The organism is Halorubrum sp. GN11_10-6_MGM (genome assembly GCF_005435165.1).
Lineage (GTDB): Archaea > Halobacteriota > Halobacteria > Halobacteriales > Haloferacaceae > Halorubrum.
In genome coordinates, this window is record NZ_SGUC01000023.1 from 23,234 (window position 1) to 50,173 (window position 26,940).

At 68.6% G+C, this 26,940-nt stretch carries 31 protein-coding genes and 1 tRNA gene; 17 read left to right on the forward strand and 15 right to left on the reverse strand.

The window, feature by feature from the left end; all coding sequences use genetic code 11:
* Positions 1–49 precede the first annotated feature (49 nt).
* Positions 50–1,384: an MFS transporter gene (locus EXE46_RS11545; RefSeq protein ID WP_137688544.1), complete on the reverse strand. Its 1,335-nt coding sequence runs from the start codon at positions 1,382–1,384 to the stop codon at positions 50–52.
* 339 nt (positions 1,385–1,723) lie between these two features.
* Here EXE46_RS11545 and EXE46_RS11550 point away from each other — a divergent pair, with 339 nt between their 5' ends.
* A complete protein-coding gene (locus EXE46_RS11550; protein WP_137688545.1) occupies positions 1,724–1,990 on the forward strand; it encodes an AbrB/MazE/SpoVT family DNA-binding domain-containing protein in 267 nt (88 codons plus the stop codon).
* 3 nt (positions 1,991–1,993) lie between these two features.
* Positions 1,994–2,347 (forward strand): type II toxin-antitoxin system PemK/MazF family toxin, encoded by a 354-nt coding sequence (locus EXE46_RS11555; RefSeq protein WP_137688546.1) that lies wholly within the window; start codon positions 1,994–1,996, stop codon positions 2,345–2,347.
* A gap of 94 nt (positions 2,348–2,441) precedes the next feature.
* Here the strand turns inward: EXE46_RS11555 and EXE46_RS11560 are convergent, their stop codons facing one another.
* The 7 genes from EXE46_RS11560 to EXE46_RS11585 form a co-directional block, all read right to left on the reverse strand.
* On the reverse strand, positions 2,442–2,834 hold the full coding sequence (locus EXE46_RS11560; protein WP_137688547.1) for a PIN domain-containing protein: 393 nt from the start codon (positions 2,832–2,834) through the stop codon (positions 2,442–2,444).
* Positions 2,831–2,983: a hypothetical protein gene (locus tag EXE46_RS17180; RefSeq protein WP_199234156.1), complete on the reverse strand. Its 153-nt coding sequence runs from the start codon at positions 2,981–2,983 to the stop codon at positions 2,831–2,833. Before EXE46_RS17180 ends, EXE46_RS11560 begins: the two co-directional genes overlap by 4 nt.
* Before the next feature lie 93 nt (positions 2,984–3,076).
* Entirely contained in the window at positions 3,077–3,370 is a 294-nt protein-coding gene (locus EXE46_RS11565) for a chorismate mutase (protein WP_137688548.1), read from the reverse strand.
* 63 nt (positions 3,371–3,433) lie between these two features.
* The gene (locus tag EXE46_RS11570; protein ID WP_137688549.1) at positions 3,434–4,327 is read right to left on the reverse strand and encodes a shikimate kinase; all 894 of its coding nucleotides are present in this window, start codon (positions 4,325–4,327) and stop codon (positions 3,434–3,436) included.
* Between the two features lie 83 nt (positions 4,328–4,410).
* Positions 4,411–5,037: a hypothetical protein gene (locus EXE46_RS11575; RefSeq protein WP_137688550.1), complete on the reverse strand. Its 627-nt coding sequence runs from the start codon at positions 5,035–5,037 to the stop codon at positions 4,411–4,413.
* Positions 5,034–5,495, reverse strand: coding sequence for a hypothetical protein (locus EXE46_RS11580; RefSeq protein WP_137688551.1), 462 nt, complete (start codon positions 5,493–5,495; stop codon positions 5,034–5,036). Before EXE46_RS11580 ends, EXE46_RS11575 begins: the two co-directional genes overlap by 4 nt.
* Positions 5,492–6,847, reverse strand: a complete 1,356-nt coding sequence (locus EXE46_RS11585; RefSeq protein ID WP_137688552.1) for a hypothetical protein — start codon at positions 6,845–6,847, stop codon at positions 5,492–5,494. Before EXE46_RS11585 ends, EXE46_RS11580 begins: the two co-directional genes overlap by 4 nt.
* 274 nt (positions 6,848–7,121) lie before the next feature.
* On the opposite strand from EXE46_RS11585, the gene EXE46_RS11590 reads away from it, so the two are divergent.
* The 4 genes from EXE46_RS11590 (at position 7,122) to EXE46_RS11605 (ending at position 8,432) form a co-directional block, all read left to right on the forward strand.
* Complete coding sequence (locus EXE46_RS11590) at positions 7,122–7,580, forward strand: DUF5796 family protein (protein ID WP_137688553.1); 459 nt, start codon at positions 7,122–7,124, stop codon at positions 7,578–7,580.
* 31 nt (positions 7,581–7,611) lie between these two features.
* Positions 7,612–7,851 (forward strand): hypothetical protein, encoded by a 240-nt coding sequence (locus EXE46_RS11595; RefSeq protein WP_137688554.1) that lies wholly within the window; start codon positions 7,612–7,614, stop codon positions 7,849–7,851.
* Positions 7,852–7,924: 73 nt separating this feature from the next.
* Positions 7,925–8,302, forward strand: coding sequence for a ferredoxin (locus EXE46_RS11600; RefSeq protein ID WP_137688555.1), 378 nt, complete (start codon positions 7,925–7,927; stop codon positions 8,300–8,302).
* 45 nt (positions 8,303–8,347) lie between these two features.
* A tRNA-Leu gene (locus EXE46_RS11605) sits at positions 8,348–8,432 on the forward strand.
* Positions 8,433–8,488: 56 nt separating this feature from the next.
* Here EXE46_RS11605 and EXE46_RS11610 read toward each other — a convergent pair.
* On the reverse strand, positions 8,489–8,872 hold the full coding sequence (locus EXE46_RS11610; protein WP_137688556.1) for a transcriptional regulator: 384 nt from the start codon (positions 8,870–8,872) through the stop codon (positions 8,489–8,491).
* A 333-nt stretch (positions 8,873–9,205) separates the two neighbouring features.
* Here EXE46_RS11610 and EXE46_RS11615 point away from each other — a divergent pair, with 333 nt between their 5' ends.
* Positions 9,206–9,559: a hypothetical protein gene (locus tag EXE46_RS11615; protein ID WP_137688557.1), complete on the forward strand. Its 354-nt coding sequence runs from the start codon at positions 9,206–9,208 to the stop codon at positions 9,557–9,559.
* 68 nt (positions 9,560–9,627) lie between these two features.
* Positions 9,628–9,915, forward strand: a complete 288-nt coding sequence (locus tag EXE46_RS11620) for a ParA family protein (RefSeq protein WP_137688558.1) — start codon at positions 9,628–9,630, stop codon at positions 9,913–9,915.
* Here EXE46_RS11620 and EXE46_RS11625 read toward each other — a convergent pair.
* Positions 9,899–10,354, reverse strand: a complete 456-nt coding sequence (locus EXE46_RS11625; protein WP_137688559.1) for a MoaD/ThiS family protein — start codon at positions 10,352–10,354, stop codon at positions 9,899–9,901. The two genes, EXE46_RS11620 and EXE46_RS11625, sit on opposite strands and share 17 nt — an antisense overlap.
* 239 nt (positions 10,355–10,593) lie before the next feature.
* Between EXE46_RS11625 and EXE46_RS11630 the strand changes: the two genes are divergently transcribed.
* Entirely contained in the window at positions 10,594–12,879 is a 2,286-nt protein-coding gene (locus EXE46_RS11630; RefSeq protein ID WP_137688560.1) for a nitric-oxide reductase large subunit, read from the forward strand.
* A 195-nt stretch (positions 12,880–13,074) separates the two neighbouring features.
* Positions 13,075–15,003: a hypothetical protein gene (locus EXE46_RS17430; RefSeq protein WP_241981545.1), complete on the forward strand. Its 1,929-nt coding sequence runs from the start codon at positions 13,075–13,077 to the stop codon at positions 15,001–15,003.
* Between the two features lie 301 nt (positions 15,004–15,304).
* Here the strand turns inward: EXE46_RS17430 and EXE46_RS11640 are convergent, their stop codons facing one another.
* The 3 genes from EXE46_RS11640 to EXE46_RS11650 form a co-directional block, all read right to left on the reverse strand.
* The gene (locus EXE46_RS11640; protein WP_137688561.1) at positions 15,305–16,216 is read right to left on the reverse strand and encodes a 1,4-dihydroxy-2-naphthoyl-CoA synthase; all 912 of its coding nucleotides are present in this window, start codon (positions 16,214–16,216) and stop codon (positions 15,305–15,307) included.
* 184 nt (positions 16,217–16,400) lie between these two features.
* Complete coding sequence (locus tag EXE46_RS11645) at positions 16,401–16,640, reverse strand: hypothetical protein (protein ID WP_137688562.1); 240 nt, start codon at positions 16,638–16,640, stop codon at positions 16,401–16,403.
* A gap of 103 nt (positions 16,641–16,743) precedes the next feature.
* Positions 16,744–17,517, reverse strand: a complete 774-nt coding sequence (locus EXE46_RS11650; protein ID WP_137688563.1) for a GTP cyclohydrolase III — start codon at positions 17,515–17,517, stop codon at positions 16,744–16,746.
* 247 nt (positions 17,518–17,764) lie between these two features.
* On the opposite strand from EXE46_RS11650, the gene EXE46_RS11655 reads away from it, so the two are divergent.
* The 6 genes from EXE46_RS11655 to EXE46_RS11680 all read left to right on the forward strand — a co-directional run bounded on the left by EXE46_RS11655 (position 17,765) and on the right by EXE46_RS11680 (position 22,802).
* A complete protein-coding gene (locus tag EXE46_RS11655; RefSeq protein ID WP_137688564.1) occupies positions 17,765–18,544 on the forward strand; it encodes an HAD-IIA family hydrolase in 780 nt (259 codons plus the stop codon).
* A 289-nt stretch (positions 18,545–18,833) separates the two neighbouring features.
* Entirely contained in the window at positions 18,834–20,168 is a 1,335-nt protein-coding gene (locus EXE46_RS11660; protein ID WP_137688565.1) for a DUF92 domain-containing protein, read from the forward strand.
* Between the two features lies 1 nt (position 20,169).
* A complete protein-coding gene (locus EXE46_RS11665) occupies positions 20,170–20,688 on the forward strand; it encodes a GNAT family N-acetyltransferase (protein ID WP_241981546.1) in 519 nt (172 codons plus the stop codon).
* A gap of 115 nt (positions 20,689–20,803) precedes the next feature.
* Positions 20,804–21,187, forward strand: a complete 384-nt coding sequence (gene hisI / locus EXE46_RS11670) for a phosphoribosyl-AMP cyclohydrolase (RefSeq protein ID WP_137688566.1) — start codon at positions 20,804–20,806, stop codon at positions 21,185–21,187.
* A 3-nt stretch (positions 21,188–21,190) separates the two neighbouring features.
* The gene (locus tag EXE46_RS11675; protein WP_137688567.1) at positions 21,191–22,369 is read left to right on the forward strand and encodes a hypothetical protein; all 1,179 of its coding nucleotides are present in this window, start codon (positions 21,191–21,193) and stop codon (positions 22,367–22,369) included.
* A gap of 34 nt (positions 22,370–22,403) precedes the next feature.
* On the forward strand, positions 22,404–22,802 hold the full coding sequence (locus EXE46_RS11680) for a hypothetical protein (RefSeq protein ID WP_137688568.1): 399 nt from the start codon (positions 22,404–22,406) through the stop codon (positions 22,800–22,802).
* A gap of 32 nt (positions 22,803–22,834) precedes the next feature.
* On the opposite strand, the gene EXE46_RS17185 is transcribed toward EXE46_RS11680, so the two are convergent.
* The gene (locus tag EXE46_RS17185; RefSeq protein WP_004596778.1) at positions 22,835–23,002 is read right to left on the reverse strand and encodes a hypothetical protein; all 168 of its coding nucleotides are present in this window, start codon (positions 23,000–23,002) and stop codon (positions 22,835–22,837) included.
* A gap of 84 nt (positions 23,003–23,086) precedes the next feature.
* Positions 23,087–23,638, reverse strand: a complete 552-nt coding sequence (locus EXE46_RS11685; protein ID WP_137688569.1) for a hypothetical protein — start codon at positions 23,636–23,638, stop codon at positions 23,087–23,089.
* A 121-nt stretch (positions 23,639–23,759) separates the two neighbouring features.
* Between EXE46_RS11685 and EXE46_RS11690 the strand changes: the two genes are divergently transcribed.
* A complete protein-coding gene (locus EXE46_RS11690) occupies positions 23,760–26,480 on the forward strand; it encodes an AAA domain-containing protein (protein ID WP_137688570.1) in 2,721 nt (906 codons plus the stop codon).
* The last annotated feature ends 460 nt before the right edge of the window (positions 26,481–26,940 follow it).

The window sequence follows — 26,940 nt, forward strand, 5'->3', positions numbered from 1 at the left end:
CGGCCGACAAAGCTCCCGGGGTCGCGGCCATCGGAGCGGGCGGACCGCCCTACCCCTCCATCCGGATCGGCGGCGACGCGCTCATCAGGAGCAGACAGACGATGCCGACGCCGGCGCCGACGACGCCGGCACCGGCGCCGACCGCGCGGACCGCCGCCTCGAACCCGAGCGGGCGGGTGGCCAGCGCGACGGCGACGCCCATGACCACCGGGGTCGCCGTCGCCGCCGCGCGCCCGCTCCCCTCGCCGAGGCTGACCAGCCCCCCGCGCAGGTCCGGCGGCGGAAGCGTCGTGATCACGCTCCGGTAGATGGAGAGCACGAGCCCGAAGCCGACCCCCATGAGGGCGACGCCGACGGCGGCGACCGCGAGCGACCGGGCGAGGAAGGCGAGCCCGAGCCCCGTCCCCATCGACAGGTTCAGGGCCAGAAGCGGGTAGAGCCGGTCGTCGAAGACCTCGGCTATCCGGCCGGCCTGCGTCGCCGCCAGCGCGTACGTCAGGCTCGCGAGCGCCGCGAGCGCCCCCGCCTCCGCCGGGGTGTACCCGAGCACGTCGACGACGAGGATCGAGTTGTACGTGAGGAAGCCGAACCACGCGACGTTCGCGCTCCCGCGGGCGACGACCATGGTCCAGGCCCGACGGTGCGCGACGAGCGCGCGCATGTCGCCGATCTGGTCGCGAACGCCCGTCGCGGAACCCTCGTCGCTCGCCTCGGCTTCCTCATCGCCCGCCTCGATTCTCCCGTCACTCGACTCGCCTCCCTCGTCTCCCGCCTCGGCTTCCTCATCGCCCGCCTCGTCGAGGGGCTCTTCGAGGTGGACGTAGACGACGGCGGCGATCGGAAACGCGACGGCGTACAACAGGAAGGGGTACTGCCACGCCATCCCGACGAGCACCCCGGCGGCGAGCGGGAAGACCGTCTGGGAGAGCCCCGAGCCGGTGAACCTGAATCCCTGTGCGGTCGCCTCCTTCGTGCCCGTGTAGAGGTCGCCGAGGCTGGTGATGATGATCGGCGTGAGCGCGGCGAAGCCGATCCCCTGGAGCGCGCGCAGGGCGAGCGCCGCGCCGAACGTCGAGACGAAGGCGATGGCGGTACCGGTGAGCCCGAACCAGACGAGCCCGAACAGCAGCACCGGTCGGCGCCCGTACCGGTCGGAGATCACGCCCGCGATCGGGATGACGGCGATCGACGGCGCGGTGAACGCCGACATCATGAGCCCGATGTTCGCCGTCGAGGCGCCGAGCGGCTCGACGAGGGACCCGAGCACCGGCGAGAGGAGCGCGGTGCCGAGCGGCGGAAGCACGTTGACGAGCAGCAGTAACTGGAACGGTCGCTCCCGGACGATCCCCGAGTCGGTACCCGCGATCGACGAGGGCGATACCACGGCTGCCCGCACGCCGTCGCCCGAATTAAATCTACGCGTTGGAGAAGTCTGCTACGCGCCGTGGTGCGGCGACGGTCCGGAACGTCCCGGCGACGACCCCGACCCCCGCGACGACGAGGGGCACAGCGGAGAGGGGCCGAAGGGATGGCGTGCCCCGCTCGACGCGCCCTCGTCGATGCTCCGGTAGGAGTGACCGCCGACGTACGAGAAGGACGCCTTCAGGCGGGCGAATCGTCCGCCCCGGTCGTGGTCGTGGTGAGCCTGACCGTCGCCGGTGGTCCGTCCCTCTCAGCATCTCCGAGCGAAAGGAATATTTGTACGAATATGATATGAATACGCATGAGTCGGAGCGAGAAACGAAAAGTCGGTGAACGGGGGCAGGTGACCCTCCCGAAAGAACTGCGGGAAAAACTCGGGATCCACGGCGGGGACGAGGTACTAGTTCACGAGGAGGACGGGAAGATAACCATCGAAAAACCCCTGTCTCGTGATGAACTCGCCGAGGGATACCGACGACGCGCAGCGGAATCCGAAGCCCTCGCAGAGGAGATGGACGGTGTGTCTCGCGAGGCCGACGAGTATCTGGGTGACTCTCCCGAGTGGTAATCGATGGACGTTCGACGCGGAGATATCGTCATCGTCGAACTCGACCCGACAGCGGGGTCAGAACAACGAGGAACGCGACCGTGTCTGGTCGTACAGAACGACGTCGGGAACGAGAACGCGCCGACGACCATCGTCGTCCCGTTTACGACCTCGCCGGGAGACGACCTGTATCCGTTCGAGGTTCTCGTCTCGGCTGGCGAGTCCCCACTCCGAGAGGACTCGGTCGCTCTCTGTAGTCAGATTCGCACGGTTTCCGTCGAGCATCGTATTAAGAACCGTATCGGCTCCGTTCCGGTGTCCCGCATGGAGGAAGTCGACGAGGCACTCGAGTACAGCCTCGGCCTGAGAGAACTCTAGCGGCTCTCCCGCTGCTCTACTTTGTTCAGGTAGTCGACTGATGTAACAGGGACAGCACGGATTGCCGCTATTCACCGCCGTCTCCGAATCAACGCTAGTCCAGCAACTCTGCCGGTGGGACGGCACCGTTGTCCAGCAGTTCGCCGTCAAACGTGACCAGCGTCGCGTCGATATCTTCGGCGAGGGCGAGAAGAACGCAATCGAGCGTGTACAGTAGCGTGTCTTGCTGAAGACTGTACGCCGCAATCTGGTCGCTGATTTCTGGAGCGTAGATGTCGACGTTCCCGTAGACATCCGTCAGTACTTCCTCAACACGCTCCTGTTCCACGCGTTTCTTCTTCGTCAACACCGACCGAATCTCCATGAGGTTGAGAATTGACGTACAGAATTCGTGACTCTCGTTCAGGAGTTCGGTCGCTACGTCGCCCCGGCCCGGTTCGTCCGTGAGGCTGGCGACGAAAACGTTCGTGTCGACGAACGCCTTCATCGACGTTCTCGTGTTTCGCGTACCGCCGCGACGGAGTCGACATCGACATCGGCCAGTCGTCCCGACAGCAGATCGCCGAGCTTATCCTCTGACTCGCCGTCGCCGTCGGTCTCTCTCGACCAATCCGGCGGCGTCGCGTAACTCCCCATGCTGACGAGTACAGGAGAGTGATATAAATCAGTTCGGACGTCCCAAGCTGTCCCTGACTCGGCATCACTCCCAGTCTTCGAGAGTGTTGCGCCCTACCGATTCTCCCGCTGCTCCACTTTGTTCAGCTCGATCAGCAGTCGGAAGATCGCCTTCACGAGGTTCGCGTCCACGTCGAAGCGCTCGGCGTTCTCGCCGGCGCGCTCCATCACGCGCTCCTCTTGGCCCTCGTCGGTGGTCGGGAGGTCGCGCTCGTCTTTGACGGCCGCCACGGTGTCGGCGACGTACGTTCGGCGGGCGATCAGCTCGACGATCTCGCGGTCGATGTCTTCGATCTCGCGTCGCAGTTCGTCGAGGCTTCGGTCCTCCGCGTTGGGTGTGTCGCTCATTGGTTGGTAGTGGGGTCGGGTTGGTGATGTGGCAGGGGTGGTCCGTGGTGTGTTCTCCGGCGCTCACTCGACGGCCGCGCCGTCGTTTCTCGTGGTCGTTCGCCGCAGCGTTCCGGGGCGGTCGCCCCACGCGTCGGCGACCGCGTCGAGGTCCGTCTCGGGGTCAGCGGGGTCGGCGACGGCGACGACGCTCGGGCCGGTTCCGGACAGCGACACCGCGGTCGCGTGGGGCATCGCCTCGACCGCGGGGTCGGCGTCGAAGCCGAGCGCGGCCGCAAACGCCAGCCCGTTCACGGTCATCGCCTCACCGTACCGGCCGTCGAGCGCGAGGTCGGCGACGAGGTCGGCCATCGGCGCGACGGCCTGACAGCGCGCGACGTCGGCGTCCGCGCTGTACGCGCGCTCCGGCGGCGTCCAGACGAGGACGTCCCAGTCGACGGCCTCGCGCGAGCGCAGCTCGTCGGCGTCGTTGTCGGTGACGGTGACGCCGCCGAGCATCGAGGCGGTCGCGTCGTCGAAGGCGCCCGTGACCGTGACGCCGGCCTCGCGGGCGGCGCGGACGCCGAGGCGACACGCCTCCAGCCGAGTGACGTCGACCGCGGGGTCGTCGGGGTCGTCGCCGACCGCGAGCCCGAGCGCGTCACAGGTCGCGAGGACCGTCGCGTTGGCGGCCGCGCTGGAGCTCTTGAGACCGGCCGCCAGCGGCACGTCGCTGGCGGTCCGGACGCGACCGCCCTCGCCGTCGCCCCAGCGCTCGGTCGCGAGCGCGACGCAGCGCTCGATCAGGGCGGTGTCGGCGGCGGCGTCCTCGGCGATCTCCCCGTCGACGCCGTCGGCGGCGGGGTCGAGTTCGACCGTCGCGCGCGTCTCGACGTCGATGCCGAACGCCGCGCCCGTGCCGGTCGCGAGCGCGTTCAACACGGTTCCGGCGCCCAGCGCCGCCGCCCGTCCCTCCATGGGTTCACGCTCGCGAGCGCGGACAAAGAGGTAGCGATCACGGCGAGTCTCTCGGGCGGGCGGATCGCGATCACCGACCCGCCTCAGATCGGTTCCGCGCGCCGTACCGCCGCGTCGACCGCGTACCGGTCGGGGTCCGGTCGAACGCGGCTCCGACTGCTCGGGAACGTGATCTCGGCCGCGAACGACTCGGTGTCACCGTTTCGGAACCGATTCTCGACGCCGAATCGCCCTGTCGCGTCCCCGTAGCCGACCGCCTCGCGCTCGTCCGACCCCGCCGGCGTCGCGTACGCGTCGACCCGGAACTCGACGGTCCCGTACTCGAATCGCCCCGCGTTCTCGACGAGTAGCCGCACCTCGACCGTCGTCCGGCCGCCGCCTTCGCGCACCTCTAGAACCGTCGCGTCGGTCACGACGAGCCCGGACCCGTCGGGGCCGACTTGGTCGGGGGTCGGTTCCGCCTCGCCGTCGGACCCGCCTCCGTCGCCGTCCGACCCGCCTCCGTCACCTCCATCGTTATCCGAATCGTCGCCGCTCGGTCCGTCGTCCGTCTGCCGAGTTCCGGGGGCCTCCTCCTCCGAGGTCACGAGACAGCCGGCGAGCAGGCCGGCCGTGCCGAGCGCGACGACTCCTCGCCGGGTCGGGCGTCGGACCGACGGGTCGGGCTCGCCGGCGTCTCGGCCGTCGGCCCGGTCGTCGGGATGGGTCATCGCATCACCGTCCCGAGGACCCCGGTCGACGCACCGACGGCGCCGGAGACGAACGCGGTCGCGAGCGTCGGCACGAGGGCGTCGGCGAGCCCGTGCGCCTGCGCGGCGGCGTCGCCCTGCGAGACCACGATCAGCGTGACCGCGACCAGCCCGTACGCCAGCGCGCCGAGTCCGGTGCCGAGCCCGCAGGTCGTCGCCGCGGCGACGACGCCGCGGGACCGCGACCCCACGAGGACCCCGAGAACCCCGGCGAACGGGACCGCAGCGACGAGGACGGTCGCGGTCACCGCGAGGTACGACTGCGCGACGAACACCGGGCCGAACCGGGCGGTCTCGCCGGTCGCGGCGGTCGCCAGTGCCGTCTCCGCCCACCCCGTGGCGGCCGCGGCGACGATGCCGACGCCGGCGCCGACGAGGGCGAACGCCGCGGCCACGAGGCCGATCGCGTTCGCGTTCACGCGCCGGTCACCCACCCGTGCCGCAGGCGGCCGTGCCAGCCGGTCCGCTCCTCCCACGCGTCGCCGGAGAAGCCGGTCGCGAGCAGGAACTCGCCCGCGCGGACGACGTAGCCGTACTGGACGCCGGCGTGCTCGTCGAAGCCGTAGCGCTCGCCCTCCGCCTCGCGGTGGTAGAAACGGTGCCACGCGGTCGGGCCAGCGTCGGTCTCCGCGTCCGTGTCCGACGCGTTTCCGGCGGCGGACGCGTTCCCGTCGAAGTCGGAGCCGGCGAGGGTGGCCTCGGGGTCGATCGGCGCGCGACCCTCGGTCGATCCCTCCTCGATCGCGGTCGCGAGCCGCGACGCGGCGGTCGTCGGGTCCGGATACCGCTGGACGTGGACGGGGACGCCGCCCAGTTCCCGGGCCCACCCCTCGAACGCGTCCCGGCGGCGGTTCCCCAAGGGGGGACGGCGCGCGAACGCGACGAACAGCTCCTCGACGCGATCGGCCGGCTGCGGGATCGGGCCGAGCCGCGCGCGGAGTTCGCGCCGGCGCTCGGGACCGAAGGCGTCGCCGTATATCCGCGGGATCCGGTCGCTGTCGACCGCCTCGCGGTCGTACGGTCGGTGCGCGAACGTCGAGAAGCCGCGGCTCGCGACGGCGAGTTCCATCAGCGTCCCGCCCGTGACGCGTCCGCGCTCGGGGTCGTCCGGGGGGAGCGGCGCCAGCAGTCGGCGGAACAGCCGGTTGTGGATCGGGTCCCGAGAGAACGCCCGCTCGACGTAGATCGAGGTCCCGATGCCCTCGAGCCCGGACCGCATCCGGTCGAGCTCTTCGAGGGCGCGGTCGACGTCGCCGCGGGGCGCGAACTCGCGCAGGGTCTCGACGTGGCGGTCGACGTGGTCGCGGATCCGCGGCCCGGGAGAGAAGTGCGGTTCCAGCGCGTCGGCCGCGCGGGAGATCGCGGTCTCGCCAGCGGCCGCGACCTCGTCGACCTGTTCCGCCGTGATCGCGGCCTCCTCGTCGACCGTCGCGCGGACCGACCTAACGGTGGAGACCGCCTCGGCGACCGCGTCGCGGTAGGTCGCGACGGCGTCCGGGTACTCGGTCGCGAACCACACCGCGTCGTCGACGACCTCGCGCGTCGCGTCCGCCAGCGCGGCGTTCGCGGCCGGCGGGTCGCCGTCGGTCTGCTCGGGCGGATCGTCGGAGGCGTCGTCCTCGGAGGGACCGTCGTCCGGGCCGTCTCCGTCGCCCGGCGCGTCGGCGTCCGCGGGGGCGTCGGGGTACTCGACGCCCTCGACGCCGAGACACCCGGCGGTCCCGACGAGGGCGGCGCCGGCGCCCAGAAGCGTCCGTCGCGTCCGTTGCATGACACGCACTCCCCGCGGCAGGGACTTAAATGTGGCACGCCGATTCTCGCGGCTGAGGGCGCCCCGCAGCCCGGCTTCCGCCGGGTCGTTCGTCGGCGCGCTCTGCCGCGGTTCGACGGGCTCCGTTACAGTTCGACGGGCTCCGTTACAGTTCGACGGGCTCCGTTACAGTTCGACACGTTCCGCCGCAGTTCGACGTTCCCTCGCAGTTCGACGGGATTCGGCGCGACCCCCGAGCGCGTCCCTTTTGAGGCCGGCACTCCGAGCGTCGCGTATGTCCGCGCCATCACGCAGCGACGTGCCGCCGACCTCGATCGGCATCGACCTCCGCGAGGAGGGCGTCGTCGTCGAGTACCTCGACGGCCGGACGACCCTCTACCGGGGCGTCCCCGAGTCCGCCGAGGGATCGGTGACCGCCGGTCCCGGCAAGGAGACCCACGTGCTCGTCACCGACCCGACGGAGACCGAGGGCGTGATGACGTACGTGAACGACTACAAGACCGACGACGAGATCCTCGAAGAGTCCGGCGTCGGCCGCGTCATCGTCGAGGACGGCGAGCGCGACGAGGTGTTTCCCGGCGTGATCGTCGGCCGAGACGGCCAGCGCAACGAGGTCGTCGCCGACCCCGAGGTCGCCGGCGGGCGCGTGTTCGTCTTCGTCGAGGACGGCTGGACCGAGGGGAGCTACGAGATCGTCGAGGGCCCGGAAGACGGCCTCGACGCGCACCGGTGACTCCGAGGCCGACACCGGGGGATTCGGCGACATGAGCCTCGCGAAACCCTGGCGCGACCTCGACCGCTCGACCGTCGGGAGCGCGCCCGACCGCTACGCGCTGTACGAGCTCGGCGACGCCGACGGCGACACGGTCGGGTTCGGGACGGGAATCCTCCGCGACGAGCTGAAGGAGGCGCTCGCGTACGGCGACGACGCGAAGGTGCGCTGGGAACTGGCCGAGTCGCCCGGCCACGCCGAGCGGCTGCTCGCGGAGCACGTCGGGGAGTGACCTCCCCGCACCTCGGTCCGAGCGGCCGGGAACGACCGACAGACGAAAGGCCCGCGGTCGCCGAGGAGTCGACATGAGCGACGAGGTCGAGACCGGCGGCGATGAGGCCGCGACCGACGGCGGCGACGAGGTACTCCGCGCCAGCGACATCGGCGGAGAGGGGCCGCCGATCGAGGAGAAGCCCTACAAGATCGTCTTCGAGGCGAACAAGTGCTTCGGGGCGGGGAAATGTGCCGAGGTCGCGGACAACTGGGTGATGGACGTGGTGAGCGGGATGGCGAAGCCGGAGACGTACTACATCGGCGAGGAGGACCTCGAAGAGAACGTCCGCGCGGCCGAGGCGTGTCCCGCGAAGAAGGAGGCCGGCGTGATCCACGTCGTCGACCGGCGGACGGACGAGGAGATCGCGCCGGACCCGCACGGCGACGGGACGCTGTCGGTCGACTGGTAGGACTTCCGAAAGGGGTTTCACCCCGCCGCCGGTAGCGGAATCCGCGCGGGGGTGGCTGAGCCTGGCCAAAAGCGGCGGACTTAAGATCCGCTCCTGTAGAGGTTCGAGGGTTCGAATCCCTTCCCCCGCATGCCTGCGATCGAATGCTGTTGAAATTCCCTTCGGGAGAATAACTAGGGTCCAGTGTCACGCAAGCGGCTCGACGAAGATGTGATCCTTCTTCAGCCGAGGTGATTTGGAGCGCCCGGACTCATCGAACGCAACTACTTCCAGTCGCGCGAGGAGCTTGAGGTCCTCCGAGACGTTCTTTTTATCAAACTCCAGTTCTCGGGCGAGCCCTCTCACTGAATCCGCATTGTTCTCCCGGAGGTAATCAATAATCGCGAAGTGGCGGTGGTTGAAGTGGTCTATAACGTCTTCCCGACTAATGATCGTCAGATCGCTGTATCCAGCATCACGCAGCGCGCGGTAGTACCGGAGCCGCCGCCGTTCTGGACTGGGATCCGTATCTGCTCCAAGATCACCAACGGGCTTGGTGGAATCTTCTTCCACCGAATCGTTCTTAGACATAATCGTCTCCCTGACCGTTGGTAGAACTACCAACGAAATATAGCTTGCGATCGGTGGAATGTCAGTTCAAGAATTAGTCAGGATCATTGCCTTTAAGTTCACTGAGTTTTTAGAGAATATATGGACACTCTTTCGCCTCTGTGTGTCGTTCTGGCGTTGCTTAGTGATATGTGGAGAGTGTCTGATGGCATGGCTCTACAGACAAACCTACGAAATCTTATAGCCAATGAATATGGAAAATTCTATTCTCCGACCTATCTCGGAGTACGATTTGATTAGTATCATTAGCAAGATAGAACCGAACTCCAGTATCGTCCTGGCGGGTGGTTTCCTATGAGTGGCGAGTCTAAGGAGACGGTAGACGACATCCCCCTCGACTGGTACGAGGGCGACCGCTACTTCCTCAATATCGCCAAAGAACCAAACAACCCGAACAGTTGGTGCGTGTCTGTCGTGAGGGTGGCAAGCGAGGAGTCCGAATCAAATACTAACGTGGTTCGGATGGACACCGACCACGGAACGCCACATATGGATGAACTGTGGCTCCTCCCGAAAAATCGAGACAAGCCCGAGTTCCCCGGGATGACAGTTGACGAAGCTGAAGCCCGCCTTCTGAGGAACTGGAGAAAGTACGCCTATCTCTACGCCAGTGAACGAGAAGAGAAGGATGTCGAAGAGCCCGAGTAACTCCGTCAGCTGGATGTCTGACGTGGTTGTTTGAAGTCACAGAACGCACGGAAGCGTAGGAAAGCCTGATGGATAGGATCGCAGTGACGAACCAGAAGGGCGTCTCCAAGACGACGAACGTAATCAATGTCGCCGGGGCGCTCGCCGGTCCCGGCGTCGATGTCCTCGCCGTCGACATGGATCCGCAGGGTATCTCATCCACCGGATCGGTTCGAAGACGAGTACAAAGCCAACCCGCCGACGTTCGCGGACGCGCTGAAGTAGAGGGCCGCGTACATGCCTCTCGATGGGCGGCGGACGCTCAAAACGTGCCGGACGAAGCGGCGGGCAGAGGGCGGGCTAACAGCAGAACATGAACGGGTAGACCAAGGCGACGCGGTCGCCCTCCTCCAGCTTCGTGTCGAACCCGTTCTCGTTCTCGTTGAAGTGGCCGTTGACGAGGATCCGGGCGTACGTCGTCGTCTGCTCGCCGACGGGGTTCTTCGTCCACGTCCCCGGCAGTTCCTCCGGCGCGGGCGCCCACCCGCTGTGGGTCGCGTCCGCTTCCGTCTCCGCGATGAGCATCTCCTGAAGCTGCGGGTACTCCTCGAACAGTTCGTCGAGGAACGCCCGGAGCGTGTCGCCTTCGAAGGTGTACTCGAACTCGTAGACGTCGAGTTCCGTCCGCACGTGCCCAGTACACCGCACGGTGACGGTCGTCTCCGCCTCGGTCGCGGTCGCTTCGGCGTCGCCCGCGCTCGCGTCGACGTCGGCATCGACAGGGGGCGACTCGGTCGTCTTGCTGGTCTGAGACATACGCGAAGCTACGCCGCCGTTCCGGGTAAGCCGGATTGCGAACATGTTCGCGCGGAGCGCGGCCCCGGCAACGCGGGATTCGTCGAGAACGCCCGTCGAGCGTGCCCGCCCGGACCGCGAGGGCGGCGACGGTCGAAAGACTCGTTCAAACCGCCCGACTGCGGCGCTTCCGGGCGTCGAAAATCCGACCGAACATGTTGCCGCTAAACGCATAGGGCGTCTCGGCGGTACCCTCGCACATGCGACTCACGAGGAAGACAATCGCGAAGGTGATCGTCGCGGCGTTCCTGTTGAATCTGGTCGTGATGGGCGCCGGGGCGTGGTTCGCGTACCAGGAGGCGCCGCCGATACCCGACGAGGTCGTCGGTCCCGACGGCGAGACGATCGTCACCGCGGCCGAGGTCCAAGACGGGAAGGAGGCGTTCCAGCAGTACGGGCTGATGAACCACGGGTCGATCCTCGGCAACGGCGCCTACTACGGCGAGGACTACACCGCCGAGACGCTGGAGCTGAAGACCCGACACATGCGCGAGTACTACGCCGACGCCGAGTACGGAGCGGCGTACGACGACCTCGACTCCGGCGAGCAGTCCCGGATCGACGCGCTCGTGCGCGACGAGCTCGATGCGTCCCACGACGGGGGCGACGTCGTCCGGTACTCCGCCGCGGAGGCGTACGCCCACCGGCAGGTTCGCGAGACGTACGTCGAGCGGTACCACGAGGGCGACCACGACCGCGGCGTCCCGGTCGGGATGATCGAGTCCGCGGAGGGCGCGGAGTCGTTCGCCGACTTCGCGCTGTGGACCGCGTGGTTCTCGCACACCGACCGCCCGAACGCGGACCACTCGTTCACCAACGAGTGGCCCTACCAGCCGGGCGCCGGCAACGACGCGACCGGCTCGGCGATGATCTGGAGCGTGATCGCGATGGTGCTGCTCGTCGGCGCCGCGGGCGCCGCGATCCTGCTGTACAAGTCGGTGAAGCTCCCCGAACCGACCGCCTCCGGAATCTCGGTGCCCGAACCGGGCGACGTGAGCGTCTTCCCAAGCCAGCGCGCCGCGCTCCGATTCATCCCCATCGCGGCGGGGCTGTTCCTCGCGCAGGTGCTCCTCGGCGGGCTCCTCGCGCACTTCTACATCGAGCGGGCCGGGTTCTTCGGGATCGAGCGGATCTTCGGGGTCCACATCCTCCAACTGCTCCCCTTCTCGATCGCGAAGACGTGGCACATCGACTTGGGCATCCTCTGGATCGCGTCGACGTGGCTCGGCGCCGGGCTGTTCCTCCCGCCGCTCCTGACCGGTCACGAGCCGAAGCGACAGGGGACGTACGTGAGCGTCTTGCTCGGCGCGCTCGTCGTCGTCGTGGTCGGCGGGATGGGCGGCATCTGGCTCGGCGCGAACGGGTACCTGCCGGGCGAACTCTGGTGGCTGCTCGGCAACGAGGGGCTCGAATACCTCGAAGTCGGCAAGGTGTGGCAGGGCGGCCTGCTCGTCGGGTTCATCCTCTGGGCCGTCCTCGCGGTCCGCGGACTCAAACCCCTGCTCGACCGCGAGCCGGTCTACGGACTCGCGCACATGATCCTCTACGCGGGCGGGTCGATCACCCTGCTGTTCGTCGCCGGGTTCATGTTCACCCCCACGACGAACATCGCCGTCACCGAGTTCTGGCGGTGGTGGGTCGTCCACATGTGGGTCGAGGGCGCCTTCGAGTTCTTCATCGTCGCCATCATCGGGCTGACCCTGGTGTCGATGAACCTCCTGAGCCGTCGCAGCGCCGAGAAGGCGGTGATGCTCCAAGCGCTCCTGGTGATGGGCACCGGCGTCATCGGCGTCTCGCACCACTACTGGTGGATCGGGATGCCCGACTACTGGGTGCCGATCGGCAGCGTCTTCTCGACGCTGGAGCTGCTGCCGTTGATCTTCATCCTCTACGAGGCGATCGGGCAGTACCGCGCGATGAGCGAGACTGGGTTCCCGTACAAACTGCCGTTCATGTTCATCGTCGCGAGCGGCGTGTGGAACTTCGTCGGCGCGGGCGTGCTCGGGTTCTTCATCAACCTCCCGCTGATCAACTACTACGAGCACGGCACGTACCTCACCGTCGGCCACGCGCACGCCGCGATGTTCGGAGCCTTCGGCTTCCTCGCGCTCGGTATGGTCGCGTACATGCTCCAGCTGTCGATCGACCCCGAGCGCTGGGACGCCTCCTGGCTCCGGGCGTCGTTCTGGTGTTGGAACGCCGGGCTGGCGCTGATGGTGTTCGTCTCCGTCCTGCCGGTGGGCTTCCTCCAGCTCGACGTCGCGTTCACCGAGGGGTACGCCGCGGCCCGGAGCCTCGGGTTCTACGAGCGCGACATCGTCCAGACGCTGTTCTGGGCGCGGCTCCCGGGCGACACGCTGATCATCCTCGGCACGGCGATCTACGTGGCCGACCTGATCCGCAAGCGGTTCGTGCTCCGACAGTCGGAGGACGACCCCTCGGTCGACGACATGGCGGTCGCCGAGGGGATCGTCGGCGACGACTGATCGGTCAGCCGCCGTCATGACGGGGTATCGACCCGTTGAAGCAGTCAATCGATGACGCGTTCTGCCGAGGGTACCGAACAGCGCGGGTCCGTCCGGCACGGCGGTCTCGCGTGCGGTGCCGGGTACGCGGCGAACTACGTTCCAATATCGACGTAACCCTTCATCTTTTTTATCTTTTGAATCGGGGATATGATAATGAGCTCACAACACGTCGGAATAAAGCGGCGACGAATGCTCCAGCTGGCGGGGATCTCTACGGCGGGTGTCGTCGGGGCCAGCGGACGAGCGCTGGCCCAAGAAGAGGACCCGAACGTCACTATCGAAGTTCCCGATCAAATGACCGGCGGGGAGTCCATCGTAGTGGAGTCGTTCGAAACTGATGTCGACGGGCTGTTCCAGATCGCCCGGGACACGGGTGGAGACTCGGTTTATAAACGGATGGAGATCGAGGCGGGAACGGAGTTCACCGACCGGGAGCTCGAACTCGATGCCCCCATTTCCGAATCTCAATCTGTACGGACATCACTGTACCCGATAACCGGTGGCCGATCGTACGATACGATGAGTTCAGAGGTCTTCGTTTCCGAGGCTGCCGACGGTGCCGAACCCGTTGGAACCCCTTACGGAACCGAACCGGGGGTCCAGAAGATCGAAGCGGATCCCGACGCCGGGTTCCGTTCCCCGTATTTCCTCTATACGCCGGCGTTCCCTACAGTCGAAAACTCCGTGAACGACTCTCAGGAACGACCGCTGGTAGTTACAGCGCATCCCTGGGGCGAGTTCGAAGAGCGGGTCGAGGACGCCCGACGGCCCGATCGCGGTATCACGGGGCGCATCGGGGACGCGATGAACTGTCCCGTGTTGGACATCCCTCTCACGTTAACGCGCGGACACCTCGGATTGGAGCCGCAGGAGTTGACGTTGGCCCCGGAATTGGATATTACCGATCCCCGACGCGAGCGTGTCGACCTCCAACTCATCGCGATGATCGAGGACGCCAAATCCCGACTGAACGCGGGTACCTATACGATTGCGGACGGGATCCATTACGACGGCGGGTCGTCTGCCGCCGATTTTATCGAAAAAATCGCCCCGCTTCACCCGGAACACGTCAACGCGTACTCTTCTGGCGCAAATGGATATGCCTTCCTCCCATTTGAGGAGCTCACCGACGATATCCCGGTTCACGGCGATCCGGACCGAACGACGATTCCGTGGCCGATCGGGACCGGGAATCTGGAGCAACTAACCGGCGAGGAGTTCGACAGGGAAGCGTGGATGGACATCGAGCAGTTCCGGTGGATCGGTGGCGAAGATCAAGACCCCGATGACCCCCGGAATTACGTTCACAAACGGTTCAGAGGCGACGACGAGATCGACCGAGCGATCGAGGAGATCTTCGGGACGTTACAGGTCGACGATCGGTTCGGAACCAGCCGCGAAATTTACGACCACCTCGGCGTCCCCGCCACGTTCAGGAAATTCGAGGGACAGCCGCACGCCCCGGATCGGGAATACAGGCTGGAGGCGGCCGAGTTCCACGAAGAACGGATCGAAGCGGACTTCGAACTCGTCCATGTGACGGTTCGGGAATCCGCTAGCGAAGCACGTGTCGGAGACCCCGTAACGGTGAGCGTCGTCGTGACGAATTGGACCGACGTCGAATCAGCGACGACGATCTCCCTTTCCGTTGACGGACCCGAAGCCGAAACGACCGACGTCGAAACGAGGGCGGTTCAGATAGGTCCGAACAGCACGGAAACCGTTGAACTCGAAACGGCCTTCGAGGAGACGGGAGAATTCGTCCTGCGTGTCAACGAGACGGCGTTCGGAGACCCCGTTGTGGTGACCGAACAACCGACCGAGGAAGGCGACGAAAGTACGGAGACGACGGGCGATCGAGACGACGACAGCGCCGACGGTGACGGCGGCGGGGCCGAGGAAGACGGCGAGACGGGTACCGAAACCCCTGCCACAGAAGACGGCACCGACGAGGGTGACTCGGCCACGGATCGGGCGGGAGTGACCGAAGACGAGCAACCCGGATTCGGGGTCGTACAGACGCTCACGGCGGTAGGCGGGATCGGGTATTTGCTCGGGCAACGCCGCTCGACCGACGACTGAACGATCCGTCGTTCCCCCGGCGAGCCGAAACCGGTCCGAACGGATCGCCCGCTGAGAGTTTCAACGGCGCCGGCGCGTCGGATTTTGAACAAAGACTTTTTGTAAGGAAATAAATAGTTAACCGGCGATGGTCCCACACACGGAACACGCCACCCGTGAGCTCACGGCCCAGACGGCGCGGACCGAGCCCTACGACATTCTACGGAGCGAAGCGCCGTTCGAAGCGAAGGCCGAAGGGGCCCTCGATCTCGGTAGACGATATCTGGGCACGCAGAACGCGCATCTGGACCGCCCGCCGGCCTCAGTAGTGCCAGGGGTACTCGCGGAACGCCGGCTCCCGGCCCTCCAAGAACGCGTCGCGGCCCTCTTGGGCCTCCTCCGTCATGTACGCGAGGCGAGTCGCCTCGCCGGCGAACACCTGCTGCCCGACCATCCCGTCGTCGGCCATGTTGAACGCGTACTTCAGCATCCGCATCGCGGTGGGCGACTTCCGGGTCATCTCGTCGGCCCACTCCAGCGCCACCTCCTCTAGCTCCTCGTGCGGAATCACCTCGTTGACCATCCCCATGTCTTCGGCCTCGTCGGCGGAGTAGGTCTTTCCGCGGAAGAACACCTCTCGCGCCTTCTTCTGCCCGATCTGCTTCGCGAGGTACGCGGAGCCGAACCCGCCGTCGAACGAGCCCACGTCGGGATCGGTCTGGAGGAACTTCGCGTGCTCCTCGCTGGCGAGGGTCATGTCGCAGACGACGTGGAGCGAGTGGCCGCCGCCGACCGCCCAGCCGGGGACGACCGCGACGACGGGTTTCGGCATAAAGCGGATCAGCCGCTGGACTTCGAGGATGTGGAGCCGGCCCGCCCGCGCCTCGCGGACGAGGTCGTCGTCGTCGTCGCCCGCCTCGTCGTCGTCGCGGTACTCGTAGCCGGAGCCGCCCCGCACCGACTGGTCGCCGCCCGAGCAGAACGCCCAGCCGCCGTCCTTCTCAGAGGGGCCGTTCCCGGTGAGGAGGACGGTGCCCACGTCGGCCTGCTTGCGGGCGTGGTCGAGCGCGGCGTACAGCTCGTCGACGGTGCCGGGACGGAAGGCGTTGCGGACCGCGGGGCGGTCGAAGGCGATCCGGACCGCGGGAACGTCGACCGCGCGGTGATACGTGATGTCGTCGAACTCGTCGGTGACGGACTCCCACGCGTCGGGATCGAAAATCTCCGAGACCATGCCGGCTCGTACGCTCGGGTCGCGTATAAACGGCGCCGGATCGAAGGGAACAGGGCGTCGGATCGGAGGAAAAGACCGCCCCGCTCAGCGAGAACGATCGTCGTCGCGTCCCGCGAGGAGAACGGGGAGCCGACTCCAGCGTCGGGGACGGACGCCGGGGTCGCGGCTCGCCCGCCGGGACCTGTCAGTCGTTCTGTGCGTACGCACCCTTCGGGTGTCCCTTATGCTGGAGGTTGCGGTTGTCGCGTTTCCGCGTCGCGGTCGCGGGGATCACCTCGTGGGACGGATGGATCTCCGACCGCGGCATCCCGGTGTAGCCGTGGTCGGGATGCTCGGAGCAGTGTGCCATCGCGTCGTGCGAGCCCTCCCACGGGCCCTCGTCACAGCCGTCCGCCGTACAGACGAACACTATCTCCTCTGACATGCTATCCGGGGATAGCCGACAGGTGTATATAAAACCCGCACCGAAATTATCAAATTTGATTCCTGCGTGCCTCCCGGGAATCGACCGTCAGCGTGACCGGGCGCTAGTCGCTCGCCGCGGGCGCGGCGAACAGCTCGACGCTCGTCCCGTCGTGTCGGCACTCTTCGAGGGCGTGTTTGGCCGCGAAGCCGGCCTCGTGGGCGGACGCGCCGCGGCCGACGCCGACCTGAAGCTCGATGTCGACGTCGTCTTTCACGTGGGCGACCGCCGACGAGAACGCCCGCTCGGGGAGGTCCGGACAGACCGCCACGACGTTGTCGCCGCCGACGAAAAAGGAGAGGGCGCCGTGCGCCTCGCGGAGGTGGCGCATCAGCGAGCCGTACGCCCGTTCGATGTTGATGAACGTGTCGAACTCGTTGAGCCGGTCAGTGTACTTGCCGGTCGCGTTGACCACGTCGAAGTGCGCGATCTGGAGGTCCGACCGATCCGTCTCGGAGAGGTACTCGCCGGCGAGCACCTCGGTCCGACTCTCGTCCTGTGCGCTCCCTTCGGTCTGGAGCCGCCGGTTCGCCGCTTCGAGCGCGTCGACCGGGCGTTCGGCGACGGCGGTCCCGAGGCTGACGCTGACCGGGTAGCGGTTGCCGATCGACTCTTGGAGGCTCGCGTGGGCCGCGCCGTCGACGCCGTTCGTCACCGCGATCATGTTGTCGAAGCGAGTGAAGAAGACGTAGGCGTCGCGGTGGCCGAGGAACTGGGCGACGTCGGCGAACAGCCGCGACTGGAGCGTCTGGAGGTCCATCTCCCGGCGCGGCTCCGGCGTCGTCGTCCACGGGCCGTAGTTGTCGATCTGGACGAGGGTCACCTGGGTCGTCGTCACAGTAGACACCGATACGGAACGCGGCCGCTTTACCCTTCCGTTATCCCGAAGGTGGAACCGGTACCGAGTTCGTGATCAGAATCAGTGTCGGGTTGGTGATCGGAATCGGTGTCGGGTTCGTGATCGGAACCGGCACCGAGTTCGCGATCGATCTCGCGACCGGATCCGGGGCGTTCGTCCGGCGCGGTCGCGCGGTCCGGGGCGACGACGGCGCAACCCCTACGACCGTGGCGCCCCCACCGCGAGTATGGACTTCAGCGGCGCCGTCCTCGACGTCGACGGCACGGTCGTGCGCGGCAACGATCCGATCCCGGGCGCCCCGGCGGGCTACGGGCGGCTCCGGGAGGCCGGGATCGAGACGCTGTTCGTCTCGAACAACCCGACGAAGGCGCCGCCCGCGTACGTCGACCGGCTCGGCGCGGCGGGGTACGACGTCGACGCGGAGCGCGTCTTCACCGCGGGCAGCGTGACGACGCGGTACCTCCGCGAGCACCACGCGGACGACGACCTGCTGTGTATCGGCGAGTCCGGACTGATCGACCAGTTCGCCGAGGCCGGGCTCTCGACGACCGACGACGTCGGCGCCGCCGACGCCCTCGTCGCCTCGATCGACCGCGAGTTCGACTACGAGGACCTCTGTACCGCGCTGTGGACCCTCGAACGAGACGTTCCCTTCATCGGCACCGACCCCGACGTCGTCATTCCGGCCCCCGAGCGCGACGTCCCGGGGTCCGGCGCCGTGATCAACGCGATCGCGGGCGTCGCCGAGCGCGACCCCGACGCCGTCCTCGGCAAGCCCTCCGACACCGCGATCGAGATGGTGCGCGAGCGGCTCCCGTACCCCGCCGAGAAGTGTCTCGTCGTCGGCGACCGGCTCGACACCGACATCGCGCTCGGCGCCCGCGCCGGAATGACGACCGTCCTCGTCCGCTCGGGCGTCACCGACGAGGCGACCCTCTCGGCGTCCGACGTCGACCCGGACCACGTGATCGACCACCTCGGGCAGATCGGCCGAGTTATCGGCTGACGGGGCGGCGACAGATCGTCGACAGCGACCGTCGAACCAACCGCCGACAACGTCCGCTGCGTGGACAACAGTTATGTACGAGCGAATGTACCGCTCGCATATGACAGTGGTTGACTCACACGAGGATCAGACCGGCGAGGACGAGGCGGACTCGGAAGAGTCCGTCCGTGTGCTGGAGGGCCACGCGGTCCAGTTCAACGAGTACCGGTACTGATCGGGGGAAGACGCCCGGATCGACCGCCCGACGGCTGTCGGGACCGTTAAGTGGTCGTCGCGGGTAGCCGAGGGTGTGATACGGAGGCTCCGACGCGCGAGTATCTTCGCCGCGGTGGCCGCCTTGGCCGCCCTCGCGCCGACGCTCGACACCGCCGCCGCAGTCCCCTTCTTCGCCGTGGCGGGGGCGGCGTTCTTCGGCGTCCGCGACGGCGAGTGGTTCGAGACGCTCGCGCTGCCCGGCGACCGCGAGGCGGAACGCCTCTACGGGCTCGTCTCCTTCGCGCTCGCGGGCGCCGGCCTCGCGCTGTTCGCGTCGCTGCCGCGCGCGCCGCTGCCGTACGAGGCGTTCGCGGCCGCGACGCTCGCCGTCGGCGCCGGTCGCCTCGGGCGGACCCTCGTCTCCCGGCGGACGGGCGACGAGTTCCCGCTCGTCGCGGGCTACGTCGCCGCCGGGACGGCGGCCGCCCTCCTCGGACAGATCGCGGTGCGCCTCCAGACCGGCGCCCCGGTCGACGGCGCGACGGTCCCCCTGCTCGTCTTCCTCGCGGCCGCGGCCGCGCTGACGGCCGCGCTCATCCGCTCGCTGGTGTTCTCTCGGGACGCGCACATCACGACGATCCTCGTCGCGTTCGCGACGTGGGGGTTCCTCGCACTGGAGCCCACCGTCGACGCCCCCCTCATCGTCGCCGGCCTCGCGGTGACCGGCGCGCTCGGCTACGTCTCCTTCGCCATCGGCACCGCCTCGGTGGCCGGGATGCTCACGGGCGTCGTTGCGGCGCTGCTCGCGGTCGTCCTCGGCGGCGTCGGCTGGTTCCTGACGCTGATGTCTTTCTACGCGATCGGGGGGCTCGCCTCGAAGTACCGGTTCGACGAGAAGGCCGCCCGCGGGGTCGCCCAGGAGAACGAGGGCGCTCGCAGCACCGGCAACGTGCTGGCGAACTCCGCGGTCGCGCTCGCGGCCGTGGTCGGCTACGCGGCCGCGCCGCACCTCGCGGTCCCGGCGGCGCCGCTCGGCTTCGCGTTCGCGGGCGCGACGGCGACCGCGATGGCGGACACCCTCTCCTCGGAGATCGGCGGCCTCTTCGACGGCCCGCGGCTGGTGACGACGCTCCGCCGCGTCGAGCCCGGGACGGACGGCGCGATCACCTGGCAGGGCGAGCTGGCGGGCCTCGCCGGCGCGCTCCTCGTCGGCGCCCTCGCCGCCGGCGGGACACCCCTCCTCGACCCGGTTACCCCGGGCGGCGTCGCCGCGGCCGGGGCGGTCGTCGCCGCGGGCGTCGCCGGGATGACCGTCGACAGCCTCCTCGGCGCGCTGATCGAGGGCGACCGGATCGGCAACCAGACCGTGAACTTCCTCGCGACGCTCGGCGGCGCCGCCGTCGCCGTCGCGCTCTGGGCGGTGGTCTGAGATGGCGGGCGGGGACGCCTCGAACCCGGGCGGAGGCGAGCGCGACGACGACCGGGACGCCGACGATGGCGACGGCGGCGGGGGCGGGCCCGACGAGGGCGACGCCCCCGACCCCCGTGTCCGTCCGGGGCGACCCGCCGACGCCGACCGGATCCGCGCGCTCCAGTCGCACCTCCGACAGCCGAGTCCGGACCTGCTGGAGTACGGACTGGCCGTGGGCGCCGCGCGGGTGAGCGTCGCGAACGGGCGCGTCGTCGGCTACCTGCTCCCGGTCGACGCGCCGAATCGGCCGGGCGTCCACGTCGCGGAACTCGTCGTCGAACCGGGATACCGGCGCGAGGGGCGCGCCCGCGGACTCCTCCGCGCCGCGATCGGGGACGCCGACGGCGCGGTGACGCTTCAGGCGCACCCGGACAACGACGCCGCGCTCTCGCTGTACGAGTCGCTCGGCTTCGCGGTCGTCGAGCGGCGGCCTGACGCGTACGCCGACGGCGACGCGCTCTTTTTGCGGCAGGAGTAGCCGCGTCCCGCGGCGCGTCGGGGCCGGCCGCGTCGAGGCGGGGCGCTCCGAGCGACGGTCCCACCGGACGACCGCAGGCACAAGGACTATTCGAGCGCCACGCCTCCGGACAGCCATGAGTGACGCCGACGCGGAGGCCGAGCCGATCGACGTCGACTTCGGCGAGAGCGGGCTGGTGCCCGCGGTCGCCCAAGACGCCGACTCCGGCGAGGTGTTGATGCTCGCGTACGTCTCGCCCGAGGCGCTCTCGCGCACCCGCGAGACCGGCGAGGCCCACTACTACTCCCGGTCCCGCGAGGATATCTGGCACAAGGGCGGCACCTCCGGGCACACCCAGTCGGTCCGCGAGGTCCGGGTCGACTGCGACGCCGACGCGCTGCTGTACCTCGTCGACCAGGCGGGCGGCGCCTGTCACACCGGCCACCGGTCGTGTTTCCACCGGACGGTGGACGGCGAGAACGTCGGCGAGCGCGTCTTCGACCCCGACGAGGTGTACTGACCGATGGCCGAGGGGACTGTCGGCGCCGCGTCGGGAGCGGCCGAGAGCGAGGGGGACGACCCCGTCGCCGAAGCGGGCGAGGCCGCCGCGCGGCTCCGCGAGCGCTACGACGAGCTCCGCCGGATCGAGTCCCGGATCGACGGCTACGGCCGCGACCGGGTGGAGGGCGCCGCCGACGCGTACCGGAACGCCCACCGGATCCTCGACCGCTTCGAGGAGGACGCGGTCGGCTCCGGCGACTTCGAGTCGTACGTCCGCTTCCGGGGGGAGTTCGGCGACGCGGTCGACGTCGACGACGACCTCCCCGCCGCCGACGCCTTCGAGGCCGCCGACGAGGCCGTGGACAAGCGCCGCCTCTCCGCGGAGGACTTCGCGGCCGCCCGCGAGGCGCTGGAGCCCGCCGGGGAGTTCGTCGACCTGCTAGAGGCGTACGACGACGCCGTCGACGACTACCGGGCGTCCCGGAAGGCGGCCCGCGAGGCCCGCAAGCGCCTCGACGCGCGGGTCGACGAACTCCGCGAGGTGGCCGAGATGGCCGACGCCGACCTCGACGCCGACCTCGACCGCCTGCGCGGACCGATCGACGAGTACGACGACGCGGTCCGCGAGGCGTTCCGGGAGTTCTTCAAGTCGGCGTCGGCCCGCGAGGTGTTCGACTTCCTCGACCGCGCGGATTCGACCCCGTTCGTCGACGTCGACGTGCCGCCGACCGACCTGGCGGAGTACGTCGAGACGCACGCCGCGGGGGAGGAGCCGCCGGCGACGCTGCTGGAGTACGCCGACTACACGAACTCCAAGCTCGAACACTACGTCGACGACCCGGGCGCGCTCCGGACCGCGGTCGCGGTCCACCGGACGTACCTGGAACGGCTCGACGGCGAGCCGCTGACGCTCGACTGGCCGCCGAAGCCGGGCGACGAACTCGCCTACGAGATCGACGAGCTGGTCCCCCTCGTCGGCCGGATCGCCGACGACGAGGCCGTCGCCACCCTGCGCTCCGTCCGCGAGCTCGCGCGGAGCGACGAGTACGAGCGGCTCCGTCGCGCGGCCGAGGTGCGCGACGCGCTCGATAGCGACGATCTGGCCCTGATCGAGCGCGGCGAGGCCGACGAGCGGCTCGCCGAGGCCGAGCGGACGCTGTCGACCGTCGACGACGTGCTGGCGGAGACGGAACGGGAGTGACGATTTTTAAGCCCCGTCGCGGCCGAGCGGTGGTATGACCAGATTCGACGCCGCGAGCGAGGCCGAGCGGCTGAAGCTGTTCGCCGACGCCGCCGCCGCGCACCGCGCGCGCTCCGGCGACGTGATGACCGTCGACGTCGACCCCGACAGCGACGACACCGAGGGCGGCGAGGTGCCCCCGTGGATCCAGCTGGCGGGCACCGAGCTCATCATGGACTGTACCGACGAGGAGTTAGACCGGCTGAAGGACCTCCTCGGCGAGTTCCCGGAGTTCCGGATCGACGAGCTCGTCAGCCCGGAGGAGGCCGAGGGGACGAACGCGGTCGTCACCGCGCGGTCGGACGCGAACCGCGTCGCGGGGTTCGTCGAGCGCGCCTTCCGCGAGGTGTACGAGCTCGACGAGGCGTACCGCGCGTGGGTGACGGCGATCTGAGCGGGACCGCGACCGCCGTCACCGGTTGGCGGTCACTTCGCGAAGTAGCTCGTGAAGAATCCCGAGAGGAACGAGCTGATAGCGACCGCGACGAGGAGGTCCGTCGTGTCGTGGTCGCCGTCGCCGGCGGTGAGCCACGTGACCGCGACACCGATGCCGAGCGAGATTACGCCGTTCGCCGTGTCTTCTTTGAGTCCCATGCCCACTGTTGACGGCGGAGCGACAAAACCGATGCGGCGGGACTCGCTCCGTTCGGGAGAGCGGTCGGGTCGATCGCCCGGGCGTCAGTGGAACCCGCGGTCGACGTCGTCGTCTTCGATCAGGTCGTCGAGCTCGCTCGTGAGAAGCTCTTCGGCCTCCTCGAAGGTGTCCGAGAGCTCGTCGAGCTCGTCGGGGCGGCCGTCGAACTCGTACTCCATGGGGCCGAACGCGGGCGACTCGACCGCCTCCATCACGTCCTCGAAAAGGTGGTCGGGGTCGGTGGGGGCCTCGGCGTGGACCTTCAGGGTCTCCGTGAGCCGCGTCGCCATCTCCTCGGCGTGGTCCTCGTCCTCCGGCGCCGACCGGACCGCGAAGCGCCCGTCGTTGTCGGCGTCCGGGAGGAGCGGGTCCAGCTCGTCGTCGACCTTCCGGGCGACCCGCGTCCCCACGCCGCGGAGGTCGCGGGGATTCTTGGCGTACGTCTTCAGGTGGTAGAGACCGACGCTCGGGTGGCCGAAGTAGAGGTCTTCGCCGAGGCCGCCGCGGCGGGAGCCGGCGACCGCGCGCCAGCCGTCGGGGTCGGTCGAGTCGCTCGCGACGTCCGCGAGGATATCGTCCCAGTCTCGTACGCGCATGCTGGTGGACGAGTCGGAGGGCCGAGCGCAAGAGCGTGTCGGTGGCGGCCGAACGGGGAAACGGACGCGGGTCCACGCCCACCACCGACAGCGTTTTTCGGTGCCGCCGCCGAACGGTGGCGTGAACGTTCGGGGGCCGATCGTCTCCGTCGGGGAGGCGCGGACGGTGTCGACGTCGTACGGCGAGCGCGACCTCCGCGAGGTGCGGGTCCGGCCGGACCGCGGCGCGGGCGACCCGGTCGACGTGACGCTGTGGGGGAAGTGGACGGAGACGGCCGAGCACGCCGAACCGGGGATGGAACTCCTCGTCACCGACCCCGAAGAGGACGAGTACCGCGGAGAGGCGGGGTACGCGACGACCGACGAGTCGTGGGTCGTCCTCCAGCCCGACTTCCTCGTCGACGTGACGGGGATCCGGTCGTGGGTCCAGTGTCCGCGGATGTACTACTTGAATAAGCTGTCGGGCATCCCGCTCAACTACCCGGTGGTCAAGGGAACCATCGTCCACGAGGTGTTCGGCGACCTGCTGCGCGGGATGGAGCTGGAGGCGTCGGTGAAAGACCGCGTCGCGGAGGCCGGGCTGGAACTCGGCCTGCTCGGCTACGAGACTGAAGAGGTCGAAGACGAGGTGCGCCGCAACGCCGCCGCCGTCGAGGGGTGGCTCGCGCAGGGGACGCTCGGCGACGAGGACACGTGGCGCCCCGAGTTCTCGCTCATCTCGCCCACGTTCGGGTTAAAGGGGCGGGCCGACGCGCTCCGGCGCGACACGCCCGTCGAGCTGAAGACCGGGAAGAACACCAAGCGGGAGCCGCGGTTCCACGACAAGGTCCAGGCCGCCTGCTACGCGCTCATGCTCGACGAGCGGGGCGTCGACCCGGAGATCGGCACGCTGCTGTACACGAAAAACACCGCCCTCGACCGCAACGAGGAGTCGGGCGACCTCGCGCCCGCCAAGGAGTTCACGGTCGGGCGTGGCTTCCTGGAGTTCGTCGTGCGCGAGCGCAACGCCCTCGCGGCGATGGAGTGGCGCGCGCTCAACGACCCCGGCAAGCGCCCCACGGTGCCGACGGGGTACGAGGCGGACGCGACGTGTAGCTACTGCTTCGAGCAGGACGCCTGTATGGTCGTCTCCGGGCGCCTCGACCAGGAGTCGAAGGCGGGACAGATCGGGACGCCGGTGCCCGACGCGGAGCGCGACTACTTCGACCGCTTCTACGTCGCCTTAGAGGAGGAGCGCCGCGAGACCCACGCCGAGTACCGGAAGCTGTGGGAGCAGACGCCGGCGGAGCGCGCCGCGGACGACCGCGCGCTGATCGACCTCGAACCGACCGGCCGGACCGAGATCGACGACGCGCGCTGGGAGCTGCGCGCCCGGAAGCCGGACGACGCCGTCTCGAAGCTCCGCGAGGGCGACGTGGCGCTCGCGAGCGACGGCGACCCGGTCGGCGGCCACGCCGAGCTCGGTCGGATCACCCGGCTCGGGAGCGACGAAGTCGTCGTCGAGACGGACGAGCCGGTGGAGCTGCGCCGCCTCGACGTCTACCCCTCGGAGATCTCCGTCGACCGTTCGCTCACCGCGCTCCACGACGCGGTCTTAAAGGGAGAGCCGGACCGCAAGGACGTGCTGTTCGGCCGCCGAGAGCCCGAGTTCCGGGACCCGGCCGACCGTCCGGCCGGCAGCCCCGGAACGGACGACCCGGACGCGCCCGACGCGTACATCGGCAACAACGCGGCCCAGAACGAGGCGGTCGAGCTCGCGGTCGACGCCGAGGACCTCGCCCTGATCCACGGGCCGCCCGGGACCGGGAAGACGTACACGATCGCCCGGACGATCCGGGCGCTGGTCGCGGAGGGGAACCGGGTGTTGCTGTCGGCGTTCACGAACCGGGCGGTCGACAACGCGCTCGAAGCGCTGCGCGACCAAGGCTTCGACGAGGTGCTTCGGGTCGGCAGCGAGACCGGCGTCCGCGGCGACATGCAGGACGTGCGGCTCGTCCAACGTGGCGAGCCGAACGCGAAGGCCGCCGAGCTGCGCGAGGCCCCGGTCGTCGCCGCCACCACCGCGGCCTGCGGCTCCCGCGTCATGCGCGAGTGCGAGTTCGACGTGGCCCTCGTCGACGAGGCCTCGCAGCTCACGGAGCCGGGCACCCACGCCGCGATCAACCTCGCGGACCGGTTCGTCCTCGTGGGCGACCACGAGCAGCTCCCGCCGGTCGTCCGCGCCGAGAACGACCTCAAGACCTCACTCTTCCAGCGGCTCATCGAGACGTATCCGGACGCGAGCGTCATGCTCGACCGCCAGTACCGGATGAGCCAGCGGATTCAGGCGTTCGCCTCCGCCGAGTTCTACGACGGCGCGCTCCGCCCCGCGACCCCCGAGGTGGCCGGGCAGACCCTCGCGGACCTGGGCGTCGACCCCGACGCGCTCGCGCCCGAGCTGACCGGCGGCGTGGGGTTCGTCGACCCCGACGGCGAGCGCGACGGCAACCGGAACGTCCGCGAGGCCGAGCGCGTCGCCACGGTCGTCGACGCCTACGTCGCCGCCGGCGTCGACCCCGACGACATCGGCGTCATCGCCCCGTTCCGCGCGCAGGTCGCGGAGATCGGCCGCCGGACCGATGTGACCGTCGACACCGTCGACCGCTTCCAGGGCTCCTCGAAGGAGGTCATTCTCGTCTCGTTCGTCGCGACCGGCGACCTCGACGGCCCGATATTCGAGGACCACCGCCGGATCAACGTCGCGCTCACCCGGGCGAAAAAGCAGCTGACGCTCGTCGGCGACGCCGACGCGCTCGACTCCGATCCCTTCTACGCGCGGATGCTCGACTGGGCGCGGCGCTGAGCCGAGTGTCGGCCCGATCCGTTCCGACCGGTGAGCGGCAGCATCGTTCACTTATAAATCAGTGCGGTGGCGCGTGCCTGCGAGCGCCCGGAGGGCGCGAGGAGCACGCGCGAGTGAGTCGCGAACGGAGTGAGCGACGAGGCTGGGGAGGTGTGAGGTGCGGGGCTGTGCGGGGTGGGACTCGAAGGGGCAGCCGCGAGGCGGGCGCAGGCGACTCCAAGCACCGCAGGGAGCGAGTGAAACGAGCGACCGAGGAGCGCGGCGAGCGTGCGCCCGCCTCGCGGCTGGGGCTTCGGCCGTGTTCACTGCCGATCCGCCATCGGCTGTTTATAAGGTACGTGTTTACCCTGAAGACTCAACAATCGGAGCAGCTTGATCCCGTGAGATCATCTCGTTGTCGCGGACAACTCGCCTGAGTTCGTCGTAAGGATTGCGTCCCTGCTGGCGCCACGTCGCCAGC